Genomic DNA, 19,705 nt, shown 5'->3' with positions numbered 1-19,705 from the left:
TCCTGAACGGCACCACCGAAATCCGCGGCTCCCTCGGCGAAATCTCCGCCACCCACGTCTCACTCGCCACCGCGATCTGGCTGCAGACCATGGTGCCGCTCACAGCCGGCGATACCGTCGAGCTGCAGGGGTATTTCCGGGTCGCGGACGGCTACTTCGCGGCCGATCACACGTCCTTCTGGGGCTGCAAGGTCGGCTGAGCGGCGGAAGGAGGATCTGATGAACCCACCCCGATCCGAGGGCTTCGTGCGCATGCCAGACGCCGAGTTCGAGGCCATCCTGGCCCGCGCGGCCGAGGAAGGCGCGAAACGCGCGCTGGCCGACGTCGGCCTCGACGGCGACGAGGCCGCGCTCGACATCCGCGATCTGCGCTCCCTCGTGGATTGCATCCGGTTGGTGCGCCGCACCGCGATGCAGACCGCCGTCCGCATAATCACCACAGGCGTGATGCTGGCGCTGCTCGCCGGCATCGCCATCAAGCTGAAGATCTTCGGCGGCAGCCCGTAGACCATGCGCCATCCGCCCCGTTCGACCGACCGCACCCGCCCTTTGAGGCGGGTTTTTCATTTTGGAGGACCCCCATGACCACGACCTTCCACCGCCATTGGCGCGATGTGCCTGCGGGCACCTGGCGCTGGCCGAATTTCAGCCCGGCCGAAATCGCCTGCCGGGGCACCGGCAAGCTGCTGGTCAACGAAGCTGCGCTCGACAAGCTGCAGGCGTTGCGTGACCGGCTGGGCAAGCCGATGATCGTCCGCTCCGCGTATCGCAGCCCAGAGCACAACCGCGCCGTCGGTGGCGCGACCCGCTCCAAGCACCTCGACGGCGCCGCCTTCGACATCGCGATGGCGAACCACGACCCGGTGGCGTTCGAGGCAGCGGCACGGGCGGTCGGGTTCCTCGGCTTCGGCTTCTACCCGCGCTCGGGCTTCATGCACGTCGACCTCGGCCCCCCGCGCCAGTGGGGCGAGCGGTTCCCGGTCCGGGCGACCGCATTTGCAGCCGAAACGCCGCCCGCGCGCGAAGTGCTGGCCGACAGCCGCACCATGAAGGGTGGAGGGGCGGCTGGCATGGCGACGCTGGGCGCAGCTGGGGTCGAGGTCGCGCAGAGCGTCCTGGCGGAGACCCAATCCGCAATCCTGCCGCTAGTGCCGTATCTCGACACCCTGCGCTGGGTGTTCATCGCCGTCGCTGTCGGGGGGATCGCGGTCACGATCTACGCTCGGCTCGACGATTGGAAGCGGGGGCGGCGATGATCGGCGCACTTGTCGCGACGCTTACCGGATCGGCGTGGGCGCGCACGGTGCTCCGCTACGGCGTCACCGCACTGGCGATCCTTCTGTTCCTCCAGATATTCCTGAATCAGCGGGGTGGGAAGATTGAACATCTTGTCGAGCAGGCAGGATACCGGTCGCCGGCAACGGACCTTCGGCCGAAGGGTTGCGTCAGGCATCGCTCTGGTTGCTCTTTCCATGGGCACAATTGAATGATGGAGTGCCGTCATGATGTCTGCGAAACGCTCGTCTGCGAAGGGCTCGTGTGCAGGGCATTAGCAAATTGACCTGCCCCGCGCCGCCTGAACTTGCCAGCGGGTGCCTGCGAGGCTTCTCGTCGGCGCTAACTTTCGCAGTTGCGCGGAGAGGTCCGAGTAGAACTCGGGGTGATCGCTCCTCTGCTTGCCGCGGGGTAATCCGCGGGCCCAGCATAGGTCTGTCCAGAGCGCTCACGACCCTGGCTCGGAACAAGCCGGGAGTTAAGTCGTTGGGGGTTCGTCATCAAGGAGGAACAGCCATGCAAGTTCAGGAAATCATGAGCCGCGACCCCGCCTGCTGCGGCCGCGCCGACACGATCCGGGATGCCGCGAAAATCATGGCCGAGAAGTCGGTTGGTTCGCTTCCGGTTCTTAACGAATCGGGGGAGCCGGTGGGAATCGTCACCGACCGCGACATCTGCTGCGGCGCCGTCGCAGAGGGGAAAGGAAGCGACACCCCGGTCTCCGAGGTCATGTCCACAGACGTCTTAACCACAACTCCGGAGGAGGACGTGTCGGCGTGCTGCGATAAGATGGAGGAGCGCCAGGTGAGGCGCGCAATCGTTACAGATGAGAACGGAAAGTGCTGCGGAATGGTCGCCCAAGCGGACGTTGCTCGCGGTGCCAGCGGTCAGGAGACGGCGGATCTCGTGCAGGAGATTTCGAAGCCGCAGGGGAAGTCGGGCTGCTGCTGACGGAGCGGCAGGGCCGTTTAGACACTCTGCCGCCCCAGACTACACAGGCGGCCCCACAACGATCGATAGAACCTGGTTGGAGGCCGCACTGGCCACGGAGCGCATCTAAAATGAAGCAAGAGGCAACGCCATGATGGGCGACGGTATGATGTTCGGCATGGGTCTTTTCTGGCTCATCGCAGTGGTGGTGCTGATCCTCGTAGTCGCCGCACTGATCAAGTACCTGCGGAAATAGCCGCTGGCGGAGGCATCGATGGAGGACAAGGGCGAACCGGTCGTCATCGTCACGGGTTCGAGCGGGTACCTTGGTTCTGCGGTGGTGCGGAGGCTGCATGAGCGCTACCGGGTCGTCGGTTTGGACCGGCATTCGCCGCCCCACCCGCCGCATCAGGCCGAATGCGTCTGTTTCGACATCACCGATCAGGCGAGCGTGGACAAGGCGCTTGCGCGCGTGCGCCTCGCCTATGGCGACCACATCGCCGCCTGCATTCACCTCGCCGCCTATTTCGACCTGACGGGGGAGGAAAGCCCCGCCTACAACGCGGTGACAGTTGAGGGGACCAAGCGTCTTTTGGCGGGGCTTCAGGAGTTCGAGCTGGAGCAGTTCGTCTTCGCCTCGACCATGCTCGCCCACGCCCCGACCGAGCCGGGGCGGCCGATCGCCGAAGATCACCCCTTCGACGCGAAGCTGCCCTATCGCGCCTCGAAGATCCGCACGGAAGCCATGTTGCGCGCGGAGCGGGGCAAGGAAAAGCTCGTGCTGATGCGGCCGGCGGGAGTTTACGACGATGCCGGCCGTTCGACCTTCCTCGCCCATCAGATCGCCCGCATTCACGAGCAACGGTTCAGCGGCAAGGTTTATCCTGGAGATCTGGCACGGGGACAGGCCTTCCTGCATCTCGAGGATCTGCTCGACGCCGTGGAGCGGATCGTCGATCGGCGCTCCGATCTGCCAGACGTTTTCCCGGTGCTGCTGGGCGAGGAGAAGCCCGTGCCCTTCGGTGAGCTCCAGCGCCTGATCGGCCGGGAGCTGCACGGCGAAGACTGGATCACCTGGAACGTTCCGCCGCGACTGGCCAAGCTGGGAGCCTGGATCGAGAACCGGGTGTTCGGCGAGAACGCCTTCATCCGCGCCTGGATGGTGGACATCTCCAGCGATCATTACGAACTCGACCTCACGGCCGCCAAGGGGCACCTCGGATGGACGCCGCGGCACAGCCTGCGCGACGACATCCCCCGCATCGTCGAGAAGCTGAAGGACGACCCCTTCCACTGGTATCGCAGCAACGGCCTGAACGCTGCCCGCGTCTCTGGGGCGAAGGTCGAGAAGGCCGCCGCCGAGGAAGAGGCTGACGAGGCGCCGCCCCCGGCCGAGCAGGATGCGAACGACCGCGAGCATACGGCCCACATGCGGCAGATGCATTTCTCGATGCTCTGGGTACACTGGCTGGTTATGGGGCTGGGGCTCTGGCTCGCCACCGCGCCGTCGGTCTTCGGCACCTTCGACCAGACCGAATTTAGCGCCGCCGTGCTGCGCGTGACAGAAGATCGCGGCCTCTGGGCCGCCGCCACGCGCAGCTGGCTGACGGCCTGGAACGACGTCTTCACTGGACTCGCCATCATGGTCTTCGCCGCCCTTTCGCTCCGCCCCGGCATGGGCTGGGCGCAGTGGGCGAATGCCGCGCTAGGCGTCTGGCTTCTGGCCGCACCGCTTATCTTCTGGACGCCGGATGCGGCCGTCTATGCCAACCATACGCTCATCGGCGCGCTGGTAATCGCGCTGACCATCCTGATCCCGATGATGCCCGGCATGTCACGCGAAGGCATGATGGACAATACCGACATCCCTCCCGGTTGGACCTACTGCCCCTCGACATATGTCCAGCGCCTTCCGATCATCGCACTGGGTGCGGTGGGCTTCATCCTGTCGCGCATCCTTACGGCCTATCAGCTTGGCCACATCGACGGGGTATGGGAACCGTTCTTCTCCTCGCCCTCGGCACTCAACGGCACCGAATACATCATCACCTCCAACGTCTCGAAGGCTTGGCCAGTAGCCGACGGGGGGCTTGGCGCCATGAGCTACATGTTCGAGATCCTCATGGGCGCCATGGGAAGCCGCCTGCGCTGGCGCACCATGCCCTGGATGGTGGCGCTCTTCGGAATTGTGGTGGGGCCACTCGGCGTTGTCAGCATCTACTTCATCATCATCCAGCCAATCGCCATCGGGACCTATTGCACAATCTGCCTCATGGCTGCGCTGGCGATGCTGATCATGATTCCCTTCTCGCTGGATGAGATCGTCGCCATGATCCAGTTCATGATCTGGAACACGCGGCGCGGCCGGCCCTTCTGGCGCGCCTTCTTCCGGGGCGACGCGCTGCCCGGCGGCCGCACGGGCGGAGAAATGAGCTTCGACGCGAAGCCCTCAGAGATCTTCCGGCAGAGCGCACGCGGCGTCACCGTGCCCTGGACCTTGGGGCTTAGCGCCGGCATCGGAGCCTTCCTGATGCTCTCGCGGGCGATTTTCGACAATGAAGCGGCGCTCGCGAACAGCGATCACCTCATAGGCGCGCTGGTGCTGACCACTGCCGTTATCGCTTGGGCCGAGGTGGCGCGTCCGCTGAGGCTTCTCAACATTCTCTTTGGATTGTGGCTGATCGTCGCGCCGCTCTTTCTGGACGGCGGAAGCATCGCGGGAAGTCTTCTGGGGATGGCTTCTGGCCTTGTCTTGATCCCGCTGAGCCTCCCCCGCGGGCGCCGCAGCAAGGAGCATTATGGAAGTTGGGACAGGTACATTGTGTGATGGATGTCACCGGGCTCAGCATGTCGTCTTCGCAAGTCGAGAAACGCCCAGAGGGCGGAGCCGTCTCCTGAAGGTTCGTCGGGATGCCTTCTGAATCTTTTTTTCCCTTCGCTTGACCTTCCAGTAAGTGGAAGCCCTATGTGCTCGTCTAGGGACAGAACGAGAGGTGGCGCGGCCATGAACATCGGGGATGTGTCGGAACGGAGCGGCCTGCCAGCCAAGACCATTCGGTACTACGAAGACATCGGGCTTGTTCGGCATTCGCGCAGCGAGAATGGGTACCGAGAGTTCGGATCTTTGGACCTGCACAAGCTGGCCTTCCTGGCTCGCGCTCGATCCCTCGGGTTCACTATCGAAGAATGCCGGACGCTCTTGTCCCTTTACGACGATCGCCAGCGATCGAGTTCAGACGTCAAGCGGCTAGCGGAAAAGCACCTTGCCCACATCGACCAAAAGATTGTCGAGTTGCAGGCACTAAGCGCGACTCTTCGTGATCTTGTTGTGCGCTGTCAGGGCGATGACCGTCCCGATTGTCCTATCATGAACGACCTTGCACGTTCCGGAACGGCCTGAATGGATCAAACTATTCGAAGACCGATAAAGTCCAGCCATTCACCCGATTGCGAACACCGCTCGGTGGAAACCGGGCTCAATACAGATTAGAGTACTCGAATGAAGTTCGTAGCCCGCCTGATTCTCGTTGCCGTCCTCGCCGTGTTCGCGGTGAGTTCGGTTGCGCATGCAGCGGGCTCGGCAGATATGGCTGCCGCCATGATCGCCTCCGGTGATGCTGCGATGCCGATGTCCGACTGCGACGCCTGTGATGACACCGGCGCGGGCGAAATGGGTCTCGCGTGCGACCTCGTCTGCGGAGCCGGCAGTTTCGCAGCTGTGGTTGCGCCGCAGGCGTATGGCATCGTTTCGTCTCCACGTGAGGCGCTTGGGCCCGCGGTGACGCAGGACTTCTGCGGCCTTTCTAGCCCCCCAGCCAAGCACCCTCCTCGAACCCTCATCTGATCTGACGCCCGGCGGCACGCGCGCAGCCGGCACGTCATCGAGCGCCTCGGCGGCGGATGCGCCCCGAAGTGCAGTCCTTTCCCGTGTCGCGTGCCTTCCGGCCGCGGCGGAGGACCAAGGGTTTGATCAGGAGTTACCATGCCCGGCCCAACTTATCCGAGGCTGACACGTCGCAGTTTCCTTCTATATTCCGGCACTGCGGTCGGCGTGTTGGCGCTACCAAAGGTTCTGCATGCCGCTGAACCGCTGAGGCCAGCAATGGTGGCGCTCGCCTTCGACGGTGACGCTCTGCTTGCGGCGGGTTCAGACCTGCTCCGCAGCGATGATGGCGGAAGCTCATGGACGGGGCTGCCGGTCCCTGCCGCCGTCCTGGCTCTCGCGACGCACCCCGAGCGGCCGGGCCGCATCATTGCCGGTCTCGCATCTGGCGGCGTCGCCCTGTCTGAGGATGGCGGACGCAGCTGGGAAAGCCGCTCCCGCGGGCTCTCCGAAGGTGAAGTCGACGCTGTGGCCATCGCGGCCGGGCAGCCTGATGTGATCTACGCAGCGGTCCGGGGCGACGGCCTCTGGAAGAGCGAGGACGCCGGCCAAAGCTGGAGCCTCGCCATGGATCGCCCGTGGCTCAATGAGATCGAGCGAGACCTTCTGGCGCTCGCCTCGGTTGATCTCGCTACCGGCATGGGCGGAATTTGGATCTACGCCGGCACCGACACAGGGCTTTCGCGCGTTCCCGACTGCTTCTGCCGCTGGCAGGATGTCCAGCCGGGCGACGCGATGGACGCTCTGGTTTCCGGTCATGCTCCGCCATCGGAGGCGCCGCTTCCGGCGGGCGAGCCGATCCATGCGCTGGCCAGCGCGCCTTCCGCGCCCGGAACGCTTTACGCCGCCCTGCCGTCAGGCGTCTGGACGTCACGCGACGGCGGCATTGTCTGGTCGCACCTCGCGGGCGGGTTCGCCGTCGCGGTGGCGGTGCACCCGGTCGATCCCGACCACATCGTCGCTGCGCTGGATGGCGGCCTGAAGCAGAGCCGCGACGGCGGCGCCACCTGGTCCGCGCTCGCGGCCATCTGAAGGAGTTCACCATGAAGAACGCTTTTGCATTCACCTCGATTGCAGCCGTCGCAGTCGCGGGTGGCATCGCCTTCGCCACGTTGTCCTCGGCGCAGGATTCGGGCCGGACGACCACCACTGATGCTGCCGCCACGGAACAGACCGTGCCCTCCAAGCAGATCACGATCTGGCGCGACCCGAGCTGTGGCTGCTGCGACGCCTATGCCGAATACCTCGAAGGGAACGGTTATCAGGTGACGCGCATCGACGACCCGAACTTCGACCGACGCTCCGTCCAGGCCGGGGTGCCGGAGCAAGGCCTCGGCTGCCATCTGGCCGAGATCGACGGCTACTACGTCAGCGGGCTTGTGCCGGTGGAGATCATCGAGCGACTGGTCACCGAGCGTCCGGAGATTGCCGGCATCACGCTCCCCGGAATGCCGGCGAACGCGCCCGGCATGGCGCCCGGGAAGACCGGCACTCTGAAGACCTACGCCTTCGGCGAGGACGGGGTCACCGTCTATTCCGATGAGTGAGTGCATGGGAATGATGAACGGGCCGATGATGGGCGCGATGATGATCGGCGGCGGGCTCGTGCTGCTTCTGGTCGTTGTAGTCCTCGTCCTCAGCCTCGTGGCGCTGGTGAAATACCTGCGAGGGCCGCGATGAAGCGCAAAGCGACCCTCCTTTTCGGCGCCGCTGTTGCGGGCCTGGCGGCCATCGCCGCGCTTGCGCAACAGCAGGGTGGCGAGGCGCACATGGACGGCCTGACCTTCCTCGGCGAGCCCGTGACGGCGGACGAAATCGCCCTTGGGCAGGACCTCTATGCTGCGAACTGTGCGTCGTGCCACGGCGCCGATCTCGAGGGTCAACCGGACTGGAAGCGCCGGCTTGACAGCGGCCGCATGCCGGCTCCGCCGCACGATGAGACCGGACACACCTGGCACCATGCCGACCGGCAGCTCTTCACCATCACGAAGCTCGGGGTCGGCGGCGTCGTGCCCGGCTACGAGAGCGACATGCCCGCCTTCGAGGGCGTGCTGACGGACGCGGAGATCCGGGCGGTGCTCGCATTCATCAAGAGCACATGGCCGGACCGGCAGCGTGCCTTTCAGGCGGACGTCACCGCAAACGACGAGGGCGGATCATGAGCGAGGATGTCGAGCAAGAGCCTCAACATCGGGGGAGCCGGCTGGTTCTGCTTTTGCCGCTGGCGGTGTTCGGCGTGCTGGCCGCGGCCTTCTACTGGGGCCTCTGGAACAACGACGAGCGATTGCCCTCGACGCTGATCGGAAAGCAGGTCCCGGAGTTTGCGCTCCCACCCATCGAAGGGCGGCACGATGGCCTGTCCTCGGCTGACCTGCAGGGCCAGGTTTCCCTCGTCAATGTGTGGGCATCGTGGTGCGTTCCCTGCCGCACGGAGAACCCGCTTTTCGTGGAACTGGCCGAAGCAGGCACCGTCCCGATCTACGGGATCAACTACAAGGACGATCCCGAAGAGGCGCTGGCCTTTCTCGAAGAGCTCGGCGATCCCTTCACTCGCATCGGGGCGGACAGATCGGGACGCGTGGCCATCGACTGGGGCGTCTACGGCTTACCGGAGACCTTCGTGATCGATGCCGAAGGACGCATCGCCTACAAGCACGTCGGCCCCTTTGACAGGCGCGTGCTTGAGGACGACATCCTGCCGGTCGTGCGCCGGTTGCAGTCAGAGCGCGGCTCATGAGGCGTCGCGAACTCCTCGCTGGAATGATGGCCCTCGCGGCGACTCCCGCGGCCGCACGGCCAACGATGCCCCTGCATGGAGCTCCGCGCGATCTCCTGTCGCCGCCTTTCGTGGACGGAGACGGGCACGAGCTGACGCTTGCGGACTTCGAAGGGCGCGTCGTGCTCCTGAACATCTGGGCCACCTGGTGCGCACCCTGCCGCGAGGAGATGCCGACGCTCGATGCGCTTCAAGCACGCCTTGGGGGGCCGGACTTCCACGTCGTGCCGCTATCGATCGATCGGGCGGGACTCGAGCCCGTGCGCCGCTTCTACGAAGAGATAGGCGTTCGTCACCTCGACATGTACCTCGCCGAGGACATTCGCGCGATGCTTGCCTTCGCCGTGGTGGGGCTGCCGACGACGATCCTGATCGACCGCGCGGGGCACGAGCGCGGTCGCCTTGCCGGCCCGGCCCAATGGGACAGCCCTGGAGCCGTCGCCCAAATCCAGTCCCTCATCGACGAAAGGAGCCAGTAGGCCATGACCGAGACGACAACCATGCCTGCAACACGACGGGCCGTCCCGTTGCGACTGCCGCTAGGCCGTCGAGGCCTGATGCTCGCCGCGATGGCGCTGATCGGCGCAGGTCTCGCCTTCAACTGGGGCTGGCTCACCGCCGTGGGTGCGGCGCCGCTGATCCTGAGCCTCGCACCTTGCGCCGTGATGTGCGGGCTGGGGCTCTGCATGATGGGCGGCTCGAAATCTTGCGCGAGCAAGAGCAATCCGGCCGGAGAGCCGGACCCGACGAAGAACTGAACCCAAAACCCTGAAGGAGACGACAATGAATACCACACGCAAGCTCGGCTTTGCCGCGACCGCTCTGGCGGCGCTCCTGACCACGGCCGCCCTCGCTCAGGAGGCCGGGGACCAGCCATCCGATCAGATGATGCAGAACCAGGACGCCGCGCCCGGAAACATGATGGGCGGGAATATGTCCGGTATGGAGGGCATGATGCCGATGATGGAGATGATGCAGAAAATGGGACCGATGATGGAGGCCTGCACCGAGATGATGCAGGCCAAGACCGACCAGATGCAGGCCCCGGAAGCCGAGCCGCAGGACGGCTGACACCACTCCGCCCGGGTTCCGGCCCGGGCGGACCATCCCGAGTTGGACAATGATTTCAAAACCCACCACGCAAACTCTCCGGCACGTCCGGCTGGCGCTCTGGGCCGGCGCGGCTGCTCTCCTGCTCCTGGCAGGCGGCGCGCTGACGGTGCGCACGTACATGGCGCCGCCAGCACCCCGAGCGACTTCTGTCGGAGAAGCGGACATCCGCTCGGAGTTCGCGCTGATGGAACATACCGGCCGTGCCGTGACGGAGGCCGACTTCGCCGGAAGATGGCAGCTTGTATTCTTCGGCTTCACCCACTGCCCGGACATTTGCCCGACGACGCTGGCCTACATGGCAAGCGTGCTTGATCTGCTTGGCCCTCAGGCAGACCGTTTGGCGCCGCTCTTCATCACCGTCGATCCGGTGCGCGACACGGTTCCGGTGATGGCCGAATACGTCTCCGCCTTCCATCCCCGCCTTGTCGGCCTGACCGGGACCGAGGCGCAGGTGGCCGAGGCGGCGCAAGCCTTCCGAACCTGGTACGAGCGGGTCGAGGAGAAGACCGCGCCCGACGGCTACATGATGGCGCATGCCGGCCACATCTACTTGATGGATCCAGACGGGCGGTTCGAGGCTGTCTTTCAGGAACGCGACCAGCCGCCTGAAGCCGTCGCCAAGGAAATCCTCATGCAGATCGAAAAGGAAGAACAGCAGGAATGAAGTTGCTCACCGCATCCCTCCTTACCTTCGCCTGGCCGCTGGCAGCGCAGGCCGAGATCATTGTCACCGACGCTTGGGCCCGCGCCAGCGTTCTCGCCTCGCGGCCAGGCGCCGCCTACCTCACCTTGACCAGCGATGAGCCCGATCGGTTGCTAGAAGTGACGAGCCCGGTGGCCGGACACGTGATGCTCCACGGAGTCGAGACCGATTCTGCGGGCGTCACCCGCATGGTGCACATCGTAGATCTGGACGTTTCCCCCGGTACACCAGTGACGCTCGCCCTAGGCGACTCGCACCTGATGCTGATGGACCTCTCGCGGAAGCTCGAGGAGGGGGAGAGCTTCCCCATGACGCTGGTCTTCGAAGGCGCAGGCGAGGTGACGGTGGACGTCCCGGTCCTCGGCCCCGGCGCGATGGGCCCCACGGAGGAACGGCCATGAAATCAGTAATCTTCCTCGTGGTGCTGCTTCTTGCCGGGCCGGCCCTGGCCAACCATCCGGAAGACCGGCTCGACGAAGCCGTGGCGGAGAAGGAGCCTGCTTTCGAAGCCACGGATGTCCGGCGTCCGCCGGAACTCGACGTCGTCGATGGTTCCGGCGAACCGTTCGATCTCGGCGGTCTCTCGGATCAGATCGTGGTCCTGAGCTTCGTGCCCGAAGGCTGCGGGGATCCCTGCGCCGCGCAGCAGGCGCTGCTCGCTCAGGTCCGGGAGGCGGTGAACGTCACACCGATGCGCGACATGGTTTCGTTCGTTGCGGTTACCGAGGGCGGCGACGGCGGCGAGAAGCCGGCCGCGTCAAACCTCATCACCGTAGACCCGTCCAACGGCGCCACAGCCGCTTCCCTGGCGACACGCTTTGCCGAGCTTTCCTCGCGCGAAGAGATCAGCCCCGAGGCCCATGTTCTCGACCGCGGCGGGCGTCACGCCGGCATCTTCCACGGTGAGGAGTTCGGCTATGTGAACATGGTCCTCTACATCAATGGCTTGAGCAACGCCCGCCCGCCCGAGCCGGGTCTTCTGGATCGTGTCCTGGGGCTGGTCAGATGACGAGCGCGGCCATTCACGGAGCATCCGCACCAGACTGGCTCCTGGTTCTCCGGAGATACGTGCTGTTCTCGGCCGTCGCACATCTGGTCTGGGAGATCGGCCACATCCCCCTCTACACCATCTGGCTGGAGGGAACCTGGGGCGAGATCGCCTTCGCGATCGTGCATTGCACGGGTGGGGACATTCTCATCGCCATGAGCACGATGCTCTTGTCGCTCTTCCTGGTTGGGGATGCGACGTGGCCTTTCGAACGGGTACGCCGGGTCCTGGTCGTGGCTGTGGCGTTCGGCGTCGCCTACACGGTCTTCAGCGAATGGCTGAACATCGTCGTTCGAGCGGCCTGGGCCTATCGGGAGATCATGCCGGTCGTTCCGATCCTCGACGCGGGTCTCACGCCGCTGTTGCAGTGGGTGATCGTTCCCACCTTCGCCTACCTTGCGGCCCTGCGGCTCCCGCGAGGCGCTCTCGGACTGCGGCCGGGCGCATGATGGTCGACCTTTCCCTCCTTGGGGTTTCGGCAGCACTGCTGGCGGGCGCGATCTCCTTCTTGTCGCCTTGCGTCCTGCCGCTCGTTCCCGGCTACGTCTCCTACGTCGCCGGGCGAACGGTCTCCGGCAAGAAGGCGCCGTCGAGGAGGCAGGCGGTGTGGCTCAGCCTCTGCTTTGTCCTCGGCTTCTCCACGATCTTCATTGCACTCGGCGCCTCCGCCACGGCGCTCGGTCAGGCGCTGCTGCGCTGGCGCTACGAGCTCAACATCATCGGTGGTGGGATTGTGATCCTGTTTGGATTGTTCATGATCGGAGCTGCGCGCTTCTCGGCCATGGAACGGGATATGCGCTTCCATCTCGACCTCCCGGGCGGGAAACCGGTCTCCTCTTACGTCCTCGGGCTTGCCTTCGGGTTCGGCTGGACGCCGTGCATTGGTCCGATCCTAGGCGCCATTCTCACGGCCAGCGCAGCCAGTTCAACCGTCGCCGACGGGATCACTCTGCTCTCGTTCTATTCGGCGGGTCTCGGCATCCCATTTCTCATTGTTGCGGGCTTCACCGACGCCATTGCCGGCAAGCTGCGGGGCATTGGTCGTTGGGGTCGCCGCCTGAATCAGGCTGCGGGAGGCGTCATGATTCTGATGGGGCTGGCCATGGTGACTGGTCGGCTAAGTGCACTGGCCTACTGGCTCCTGGACGCCTTCCCGGTCCTTGCGCGGATCGGCTGAACGAGCGGGCAGCATATGTACTTGCGGGCTAGTAGTTCTGGCAATTCTCAACCCCAGTCGCCACGCCGGTCAGTACTTCGTCCAGGAGCTCAAGCAGCTGGGAAATCCGCGGGTCAGTCAAGCGGTAATGGACGTGGCGTCCCCGTTGCTCTCCCACCGCCAGACCGCATTCGCTCAGGCAGCGTAGGTGGTTCGACGCGTTGGGTTGCGAGAGACCTGTCGCTCTGACGATCTCCCCCACCGACAGAGGACCGTCCCTCAGCGCCTGAAGAATTGCCAGTCGGGAGGAATCGGCGAAGCCCCTAAGAAGCTTGGCCCGCTTCAGGCAGACCTCGGAGTCTTCCCTATCCCCGGATTGGATTTCTACACTAGACATATCAGCCCTCAGTGATACCTTATCGTGCCAATGATAGGAAGAGTCTAATGAGCAGCCCAGACCTGATCCACAATGCCGAAGAGATGGCCCGGTATCGCGTCACAGGGATGGACTGCCCCTCCTGCGCCGCAAAGATCGAGAAAGCGGTTCGATCGGTCGGCGTGGAGGCAGTGAAGGTCTCGACCGCAACGCAGGTCATGACGCTGCATGTGTCCGATCCGGGCGTGCAGCTGCCGGAAGTGGAGCGCGCCGTTGCGGGGATCGGCTACCGGCTGGACCGTCTGGACGGCCTCAATGTCGATCACGAAGGCGACCTCGACGATCTCCCGAAGGACTTGAGCCACATCACGCCAGCTTACAGGCGAGCACTGTGGATCGTCATTCTGCTGAATGTCGGCTACGGCGTCATCGAGATGGTCGGCGGGTTCATCTCCAGCTCGCAGGCGCTGAAAGCCGATGCGCTCGATTTCCTCGGTGACGGCCTAATCACGTTCCTCGGGGTGCTCGCGATCGGATGGAGTCTGGTCTGGCGCGCCCGTTCCGCCATGATCCAAGGCCTTTTTCTTGGCGCGCTCGGTCTCGGGGTCCTCGCCAACACTGCCTACCGCGTGCTGGTGCAGCAGCAGCCCGAAGCCGGGCTGATGGGTCTCTTCGCCGTGATCGCACTCGTCGTCAACGTGGTCGCAGTTCTTCCGCTTCTGCCGCACAGGACCGGGGACGCCAATGTGCGAGCGGTCTGGCTGTTCTCACGCAACGACGCCATAGGAAATGCGGCGGTCGTCGTGGCGGCGGGTCTGGTCGCCTGGACGGGGACAGCCTGGCCCGATCTCGTTGTCGCGGCCATCATAGCCGGACTGTTCCTGCATTCGTCATCGTCGATCATCCGGGATGCGAGAGCCGACCTGCGGGAGGTTGCATGAACGTCCGCGGGGTTGGCATAGCCTGCGCTGTAGCGGCGTTCGCTCTGGACCAGGGCAGCAAGGCCTTCGCCCTTCGCTCGCCGGCCTTGGCGAACGGCGTCGAGTTGCTCCCCGTTCTGAACCTCGTCCTCGTGGAAAACCGCGGTGTCAGTTTCGGGATGCTCAGCGGGATCGTGCCTTGGTGGGCTCTGGTTCTGCTTGCCTTCGCCATTGTGGCGTGGCTTTCCGTCTGGCTGTGGCGAGCGCAAGGCCGGGTGGTCAGCGCAGCGCTTGGGCTGATCATCGGCGGCGCTCTGGGCAATGTGGCTGACCGGATGCGCTTTCAAGCGGTCACCGACTTTCTCGATTTCCATCTGGGGGCCTACCATTGGCCGGCCTTCAACCTTGCCGACGTGGCGGTGGTCTGTGGCGCCGCCCTGCTCATATTGGACAGCTTTCGCGCGAAGGACGAGAGAAGACGTGCGGAAGCTTGAGAGCGAGCAAACCGCCGCAAGCAAAGGCCGGCCCTGCAACGGAGGCACCAGTGGCGAACGGTGCGGAGCAGTCCTTCAGAGGCGACTACCTCCGGCCCCTCCCGTCAGGTTTGGAGAATAGCCGGTGCCTCGGATCCCGCCCGACCGAAGTCTCGATAGCACGATCGCTCTGCTCCTGGACCCCTACGGGTTTGTCTCGAAAAGGTGCCGACGCTACCGGTCCGATCTCTTCCTCGCGCGAATCCTGCTCCGCAAGACGATCTGCATGACCGGGCCGGAGGCGGCCGAACTGTTCTATCGGCAGGACCTGTTCGTCCGGCGGGGCGCTACGCCGGGCCGGATCCAGAAGACCCTCTTCGGACGGGGCGGGGTTCAGGGGATGGACGGCGAAGCGCACCGACACCGCAAGCAGATGTTCATGTCGCTCATGGCGCCCGAGCGGATCGACCATTTGCGAGAGCTGGTCGACGGCCTGTGGCGCGTCTACGCTCGGAAATGGGCAGCGATGGACCGGGTCGTCCTTTATGATGAGGTGCAAGAGCTCCTGACGAAAGCCGTTTGCGCATGGGCCGGCGTTCCACTGCCCGAACCGGAGGTGAGTCGGCGCACCACACAGCTGACGGCGCTGTTCGACGACGCGGGGGCGATCGGACCGAGGCACTGGTGGTCGCGCCTGTCCCGCAAGGGCTCGGAGCGGTGGATCGAGGACGTCATAGAGCAGGTTCGTGCCGGCCGCCTGAACCCACCGGAAGACAGCGCGGCGCGTGTGATCGCCACATGGCGGGACCTGGACGGTGCGCTGTTGAGTCCACGCGTCGCCGCGGTGGAACTGCTGAACATCTTGCGGCCGACCGTCGCCGTCTCCGTATTCATAACATTCGCCGCGCACGCTCTGCATCGTTTTCCGGCCTGTCGCCAGGAGCTTCGGACCGACGATGAGAGTTTGGAGTTCTTCGTGCAGGAGGTTCGGCGTTTCTATCCGTTCTTTCCCGCGGTGCTGGCGCGCGCAAGGCGTGATCTCGAATGGAACGGATATCGGTTTCCGCGGGGACGGCGCGTGATGCTGGACCTCTACGGCACCAATCGCGATCCGCGAGCCTGGGATGCGCCGGAGGAGTTCCGGCCGGAGCGCTTTCGGGATTGGGATGGCAGTCCCTTCAATTTCATTCCGCAGGGAGGCGGCGACCACACCCTCAACCACCGCTGCCCCGGCGAGTGGATCACGATTGAGCTTATGAAAGTCTCCTGCGGGTTTCTCGCGGCAACTGTCGATTACGACGTGCCGGATCAGGATCTGCAGATCGATACAGCGAGATTGCCGGCCATACCGAAGAGCCGGTTCATGATGAGTAATGTCAGACCTCGGAGTGAGTCGTGATTGCTGTCTGGGCCGGAGTTCTTCTTGCTGCCGTATGGCTGGCGCATTGGGGGGCGGAACACCTGGCCGACCCACTAAAGAAGCTGCGGCGGCAGTGGGGCTTCTCCGTCGCCGCTGGAGGCTCGTTTATCGGACTTGCCACCGCAAGCCCGGAGATCGGCATCAACGTCACGAGCGCCATCCGCGGAGTTGCCGATATTGGACTGGGAGCCATGCTGGGCGCCAACATCATAGTTGTGCCAATTCTCGTGGTCACCGCCTATCTCGCCACCCGTAAGAAGGAACTCGGCAACGAGCACGGCGATCACGAACGAGATCTGCGCGAGCACTTCCTGCCCGTGGACCCCGGCGCGATCACGGTGCAGGCGCTGCCTTATCTCGGCATTCTGGCCTTGGTCGCACTGCTCACTCTTCCGGCGCCGTGGCGGGGCCTTCAGCCGGTTGACGGCTGGATTCTGCTTCTAGCCTATCTGGCTTACCTCGCGCAGGCGCTTTTGCGCGGTCGCGAGGAGGGGCAGGGAGTCGAATGGACCCGGCGCGAACAATGGTTCGCGGGCGGCGGCGTGGCCGCGCTTGCGGTCGGGGCTTATTTCATCGTCTTCTCGACCGAGCAGATCGTGAGCGCCCTTGGTATTCAGAAGATCGTCGGCGGCTTGTTCATCACTGCGCCCGTGGCGGCGCTGCCGGAGGTTTTCGCCACATGGAGCCTTGCCCGCAAGGGACAGATCACGGCGGCGGTGACCGACGTTATAGGCGACATGGCGGCGACAATGACCATCGCCTTCATCCCGCTCACGATCATCGCAATGCCGATCGGTAATCTGCATTTGTACTGGGTAAGCCTGGCCTTCGTGGCGATTATGCCTGCGCTCTATGCGGCGCTTCTCTGGTGGGGCGGGCGCGAAACCGGCTTCCGGCGGTGGCAGGTGCTGGTCTTCCCGGTCGTCTATGCCGTTTACGTGGTCCTGGTCGTCTTTTGGGTGCGCCCCTTCGGCTCCGGTTGACTTGCGAAGATCGGGGCAAAGTCTGCCAGAGATGGAGTGGATGCCGCTCTCCCCTGACGGCATCGCGATGTACCAAACCTCTAGTGTCAAAGCACTAGCTGTAGGCTGTAGGAAAGGGCATCGATGGAAGAAGCTACCGTTGGAAGGAATGTGTTCCGATTGCACGGAGCAGCCGCCGACGGCTCAATTCAGTAAGCGCATTCTTTGGGCGCGTGCTTCTTCCATGCAAAATCAAAGACTTGTGGTGGAGAAGGTTGGATATCAGGCCCATCCCCTCCGCCATTTTCAGCATCGTATCCTCGATGTCCGGCTGGATGCCTTCGAGTGACGGCTCGCCGACATGGCGCTAGTGTTGCGTCATGATTCATCTTCACCTTCTGATGGCCCTGCAGTTCATCGGTATCGCGGCATTTGCGGCGTCAGGTGCGCTTGTGGCCGGCGAGCGGCAGATGGACTGGTTCGGGGTGATGGTGCTGGGCATCATTGTCGCTGTGGGCGGCGGCACATTGCGCGACCTGCTGCTCGATGTGCCGGTCTTCTGGATTGGTCAGTCATGGTACATCGCGGTGGCAGCCGCGACGGCTTTGGCGACGATACCGCTGGCCCGCTGGGCACAGAAGGTTCGCCGTCCTGTTGCGATTGCCGACGCCGTCGGGCTTGCCGTTTTCGTGGCGCTGGGCACCCGCAAGGCGCTTGAAATCGGAACGTCGGGTTTTGTCGCGGTCATCATGGGCGTGGTGACAGGCATCGTCGGTGGCATCATCCGGGATGTGCTGGCCAATCGGACGCCGATCATCCTCAAGCGGGAAGTCTATGCGCTGGCGGCGTTGACGGGGGCTGTGCTCTATGTCGCTGCCGACCATTATGGCGTCAATCCGGTTCTCGGACTTTGGGGGACGATAGCTGCGGTGCTCATCATCCGGCTGCTGGCCATTCTTTACGACTGGTCGATTCCGACGCTCAAGGTCGAGCCGGATGACGACCGCTAGGCATTCCGGCGACGGAAGTGCGCGGGGTCACTTTCTTTCCGTCCTCATCATTCTGTTGCTTCTGGTGCCGCTACGCCCGGCCTGGGGCGAGGTGGAGGAGAAACGAGAGATTTTCGTTTCCAGCAACGGGTGGCATACCGGTATCATCATAGCCGTTCGTGATCTTCCCGATGAACGTATACCGGAGGCGAGAGATTTTGGAGGCGCCGGATATCTCGAGTTTGGCTGGGGCGACGCCGCGTTCTATCCCGCGCCCGATCCGGGGCTTGGCACAACATTGCGGGCGGTCGTCCCAGGGCCGGCCGTCATCCACGTTTCACCCCTCAACAGGAAGCCCGATGAGGTGTTCAGTGGTGTCGAGGCAATATCGATTTTGCTCGACAGAGACGACTTCATTGCAGTTGTCGATTATATCCATGACAGCTTTGAGCGGGGTGGTGAAAAACGCGTATGGCCGAGTGCGCGCGGGCTCTATCCTTTCAGCATGTTCTATCCGGCGACAGGTCGATTTCACCTCTTTAATACGTGCAACACCTGGACGGCACGCGCGCTGGCGGCCGGGGGAATCGATATCAATGCCGCTGGCGCTCAGCGCGCCGAGGATGTCATGGTTCAGTTGCGTGCGACCAAGATGAATTGATGCCGTTGCGCTTCACATACAGATTTTGGCGAACAATCGGGAGGTCGGCATGAGCATATGGAAGATTGGAGATGTCACGATCACCAAGATCCTGGAACTGGAGGCAACTGGCGGGTCAAAGTTCATCCTGCCCGACGCAACGCCCGACGCTGTAGCGCCGTACGCGTGGATGCAACCTCATTTCGTCGATGAAAACGGCCAGCTTCGGATGAGCGTTCATGCCCTCGTCGTACAGACGCCGACGCATCGGATTGTTGTCGATACCTGTCTCGGAAACGACAAGGAGGGCCGCCATGTTCCAGGATGGAACCGTTTGCAGAGCTCTTTTCTGCAGGACATGGCCGAAGCCGGCTTTGCGCGCGAGAGTATCGACATCGTGATGTGTACCCACTTGCATGTCGACCATGTCGGCTGGAACACGATGCTTGTCGACGGAGAATGGGTGCCGACCTTTCCCAATGCTCGGTACCTGATGGCGCGCGAAGAATTCAACTACTGGGAAAATGAAACAGACAATGCCGAACAGCGCGCGGTTTTCTCCGATTCCGTGCAGCCGGTCTTCGATGCCGGCCTTGTCGACCTTGTCGAGACGGATCATCGCCTTTGCGATGAAGTGAATCTGGTTCCGACAACGGGACATACGCCCGGTCATGTCAGTGTGCGCATTTCATCGAAAGGCGAAGAGGCCTTGATTACAGGAGATTTTGTTCACCATCCCTGTCAAATGGCGCGTCCTGATTGGGCCGCGACGGTCGATTTCGATCAATCGCAGTCGACAAGGACGCGTCGTGAAGTGTTTGCGCGGCTCGCGGGTTCAGGTGTGCTCATTATAGGTACGCATTTTGCGACTCCCACGGCGGGCCATATCGAGCGTGAAGGCGATGCATTTCGCCTTGATGTTTGATTGTCTTTGCGGCCAAGTCACTATTGACGGCATTTATCCGGCTTTTCAGAGGCTTTTTCTCTCGAAGGTTGATCCCACACGTCTGCTTTGTTAGTTTGTAAGCGCTGAGTGGGCAT

General features: G+C 63.6%; 28 protein-coding genes. 27 read left to right on the top strand and 1 reads right to left on the bottom strand.

Features of this window, described 5'->3' with window-relative positions; all coding sequences use genetic code 11:
* The 20 genes from AAC071_RS15585 to AAC071_RS15490 form a co-directional block, all read left to right on the top strand.
* A partial coding sequence (locus AAC071_RS15585; RefSeq protein WP_339834326.1) for a hypothetical protein occupies positions 1-200 on the top strand: 200 nt, incomplete at its 5' end.
* 19 nt (positions 201-219) lie between these two features.
* Positions 220-507, top strand: a complete 288-nt coding sequence (locus AAC071_RS15580; RefSeq protein ID WP_339834324.1) for a DUF6127 family protein — start codon at positions 220-222, stop codon at positions 505-507.
* A 74-nt stretch (positions 508-581) separates the two neighbouring features.
* Positions 582-1,256, top strand: a complete 675-nt coding sequence (locus AAC071_RS15575) for a D-Ala-D-Ala carboxypeptidase family metallohydrolase (protein WP_339834322.1) — start codon at positions 582-584, stop codon at positions 1,254-1,256.
* A 535-nt stretch (positions 1,257-1,791) separates the two neighbouring features.
* Positions 1,792-2,226 (top strand): CBS domain-containing protein, encoded by a 435-nt coding sequence (locus AAC071_RS15570; protein WP_339834319.1) that lies wholly within the window; start codon positions 1,792-1,794, stop codon positions 2,224-2,226.
* A 253-nt stretch (positions 2,227-2,479) separates the two neighbouring features.
* On the top strand, positions 2,480-5,032 hold the full coding sequence (locus tag AAC071_RS15565; protein WP_339834317.1) for an NAD-dependent epimerase/dehydratase family protein: 2,553 nt from the start codon (positions 2,480-2,482) through the stop codon (positions 5,030-5,032).
* A 177-nt stretch (positions 5,033-5,209) separates the two neighbouring features.
* Entirely contained in the window at positions 5,210-5,605 is a 396-nt protein-coding gene (cueR, locus tag AAC071_RS15560; protein WP_339834315.1) for a Cu(I)-responsive transcriptional regulator, read from the top strand.
* A gap of 99 nt (positions 5,606-5,704) precedes the next feature.
* Positions 5,705-6,049, top strand: coding sequence for a hypothetical protein (locus AAC071_RS15555; protein ID WP_339834313.1), 345 nt, complete (start codon positions 5,705-5,707; stop codon positions 6,047-6,049).
* A gap of 138 nt (positions 6,050-6,187) precedes the next feature.
* Positions 6,188-7,120 (top strand): hypothetical protein, encoded by a 933-nt coding sequence (locus tag AAC071_RS15550; protein WP_339834311.1) that lies wholly within the window; start codon positions 6,188-6,190, stop codon positions 7,118-7,120.
* 11 nt (positions 7,121-7,131) lie between these two features.
* The gene (locus tag AAC071_RS15545; RefSeq protein WP_339834309.1) at positions 7,132-7,635 is read left to right on the top strand and encodes a DUF411 domain-containing protein; all 504 of its coding nucleotides are present in this window, start codon (positions 7,132-7,134) and stop codon (positions 7,633-7,635) included.
* Positions 7,636-7,639: 4 nt separating this feature from the next.
* Positions 7,640-7,768: a hypothetical protein gene (locus AAC071_RS15540; RefSeq protein WP_339834307.1), complete on the top strand. Its 129-nt coding sequence runs from the start codon at positions 7,640-7,642 to the stop codon at positions 7,766-7,768.
* Complete coding sequence (locus AAC071_RS15535; protein ID WP_339834304.1) at positions 7,765-8,250, top strand: cytochrome c; 486 nt, start codon at positions 7,765-7,767, stop codon at positions 8,248-8,250. Before AAC071_RS15540 ends, AAC071_RS15535 begins: the two co-directional genes overlap by 4 nt.
* Positions 8,247-8,825 carry a DsbE family thiol:disulfide interchange protein gene (locus AAC071_RS15530; protein WP_339834303.1) on the top strand — a complete coding sequence of 193 codons (579 nt, stop codon included), beginning with the start codon at positions 8,247-8,249 and terminating at the stop codon, positions 8,823-8,825. Before AAC071_RS15535 ends, AAC071_RS15530 begins: the two co-directional genes overlap by 4 nt.
* Entirely contained in the window at positions 8,822-9,343 is a 522-nt protein-coding gene (locus tag AAC071_RS15525) for a TlpA disulfide reductase family protein (protein ID WP_339834301.1), read from the top strand. The genes AAC071_RS15530 and AAC071_RS15525 overlap by 4 nt, the downstream gene beginning before the upstream one ends.
* 3 nt (positions 9,344-9,346) lie before the next feature.
* Entirely contained in the window at positions 9,347-9,622 is a 276-nt protein-coding gene (locus AAC071_RS15520; RefSeq protein ID WP_293218471.1) for a hypothetical protein, read from the top strand.
* A 25-nt stretch (positions 9,623-9,647) separates the two neighbouring features.
* Entirely contained in the window at positions 9,648-9,935 is a 288-nt protein-coding gene (locus AAC071_RS15515) for a hypothetical protein (protein WP_339834298.1), read from the top strand.
* Positions 9,936-9,984: 49 nt separating this feature from the next.
* Positions 9,985-10,641 (top strand): SCO family protein, encoded by a 657-nt coding sequence (locus tag AAC071_RS15510; RefSeq protein ID WP_339834296.1) that lies wholly within the window; start codon positions 9,985-9,987, stop codon positions 10,639-10,641.
* Positions 10,638-11,081, top strand: a complete 444-nt coding sequence (locus AAC071_RS15505) for a copper chaperone PCu(A)C (RefSeq protein ID WP_339834295.1) — start codon at positions 10,638-10,640, stop codon at positions 11,079-11,081. The genes AAC071_RS15510 and AAC071_RS15505 overlap by 4 nt, the downstream gene beginning before the upstream one ends.
* Complete coding sequence (locus AAC071_RS15500) at positions 11,078-11,689, top strand: hypothetical protein (protein WP_293218462.1); 612 nt, start codon at positions 11,078-11,080, stop codon at positions 11,687-11,689. Before AAC071_RS15505 ends, AAC071_RS15500 begins: the two co-directional genes overlap by 4 nt.
* 59 nt (positions 11,690-11,748) lie before the next feature.
* The gene (locus AAC071_RS15495; RefSeq protein ID WP_293486485.1) at positions 11,749-12,177 is read left to right on the top strand and encodes a hypothetical protein; all 429 of its coding nucleotides are present in this window, start codon (positions 11,749-11,751) and stop codon (positions 12,175-12,177) included.
* A complete protein-coding gene (locus tag AAC071_RS15490) occupies positions 12,174-12,905 on the top strand; it encodes a cytochrome c biogenesis protein CcdA (RefSeq protein WP_339834285.1) in 732 nt (243 codons plus the stop codon). Before AAC071_RS15495 ends, AAC071_RS15490 begins: the two co-directional genes overlap by 4 nt.
* A gap of 28 nt (positions 12,906-12,933) precedes the next feature.
* Here AAC071_RS15490 and AAC071_RS15485 read toward each other — a convergent pair whose 3' ends face one another.
* Complete coding sequence (locus tag AAC071_RS15485) at positions 12,934-13,281, bottom strand: metalloregulator ArsR/SmtB family transcription factor (protein WP_022699194.1); 348 nt, start codon at positions 13,279-13,281, stop codon at positions 12,934-12,936.
* A 47-nt stretch (positions 13,282-13,328) separates the two neighbouring features.
* Here AAC071_RS15485 and AAC071_RS15480 point away from each other — a divergent pair, with 47 nt between their 5' ends.
* The 7 genes from AAC071_RS15480 to AAC071_RS15450 all read left to right on the top strand — a co-directional run bounded on the left by AAC071_RS15480 (position 13,329) and on the right by AAC071_RS15450 (position 19,589).
* The gene (locus tag AAC071_RS15480) at positions 13,329-14,201 is read left to right on the top strand and encodes a cation transporter (protein ID WP_022699195.1); all 873 of its coding nucleotides are present in this window, start codon (positions 13,329-13,331) and stop codon (positions 14,199-14,201) included.
* A complete protein-coding gene (gene lspA / locus AAC071_RS15475; protein WP_022699196.1) occupies positions 14,198-14,674 on the top strand; it encodes a signal peptidase II in 477 nt (158 codons plus the stop codon). The genes AAC071_RS15480 and lspA overlap by 4 nt, the downstream gene beginning before the upstream one ends.
* A 265-nt stretch (positions 14,675-14,939) precedes the next feature.
* The gene (locus tag AAC071_RS15470; RefSeq protein ID WP_339834279.1) at positions 14,940-16,052 is read left to right on the top strand and encodes a cytochrome P450; all 1,113 of its coding nucleotides are present in this window, start codon (positions 14,940-14,942) and stop codon (positions 16,050-16,052) included.
* On the top strand, positions 16,049-17,056 hold the full coding sequence (locus AAC071_RS15465) for a sodium:calcium exchanger (RefSeq protein ID WP_093359454.1): 1,008 nt from the start codon (positions 16,049-16,051) through the stop codon (positions 17,054-17,056). The genes AAC071_RS15470 and AAC071_RS15465 overlap by 4 nt, the downstream gene beginning before the upstream one ends.
* A 359-nt stretch (positions 17,057-17,415) precedes the next feature.
* Positions 17,416-18,045: a trimeric intracellular cation channel family protein gene (locus tag AAC071_RS15460; RefSeq protein WP_339834267.1), complete on the top strand. Its 630-nt coding sequence runs from the start codon at positions 17,416-17,418 to the stop codon at positions 18,043-18,045.
* Positions 18,032-18,685, top strand: a complete 654-nt coding sequence (locus AAC071_RS15455) for a DUF2459 domain-containing protein (protein ID WP_339834264.1) — start codon at positions 18,032-18,034, stop codon at positions 18,683-18,685. Before AAC071_RS15460 ends, AAC071_RS15455 begins: the two co-directional genes overlap by 14 nt.
* Before the next feature lie 49 nt (positions 18,686-18,734).
* Complete coding sequence (locus AAC071_RS15450) at positions 18,735-19,589, top strand: MBL fold metallo-hydrolase (protein WP_339834262.1); 855 nt, start codon at positions 18,735-18,737, stop codon at positions 19,587-19,589.
* Positions 19,590-19,705 lie beyond the last annotated feature (116 nt).

Source organism: uncultured Parvibaculum sp. (genome assembly GCF_963975745.1).
GTDB lineage: Bacteria > Pseudomonadota > Alphaproteobacteria > Parvibaculales > Parvibaculaceae > Parvibaculum.
Note: the sequence above shows the minus strand (reverse complement) of the source record. Positions and strands in the feature narration are given on the sequence as shown.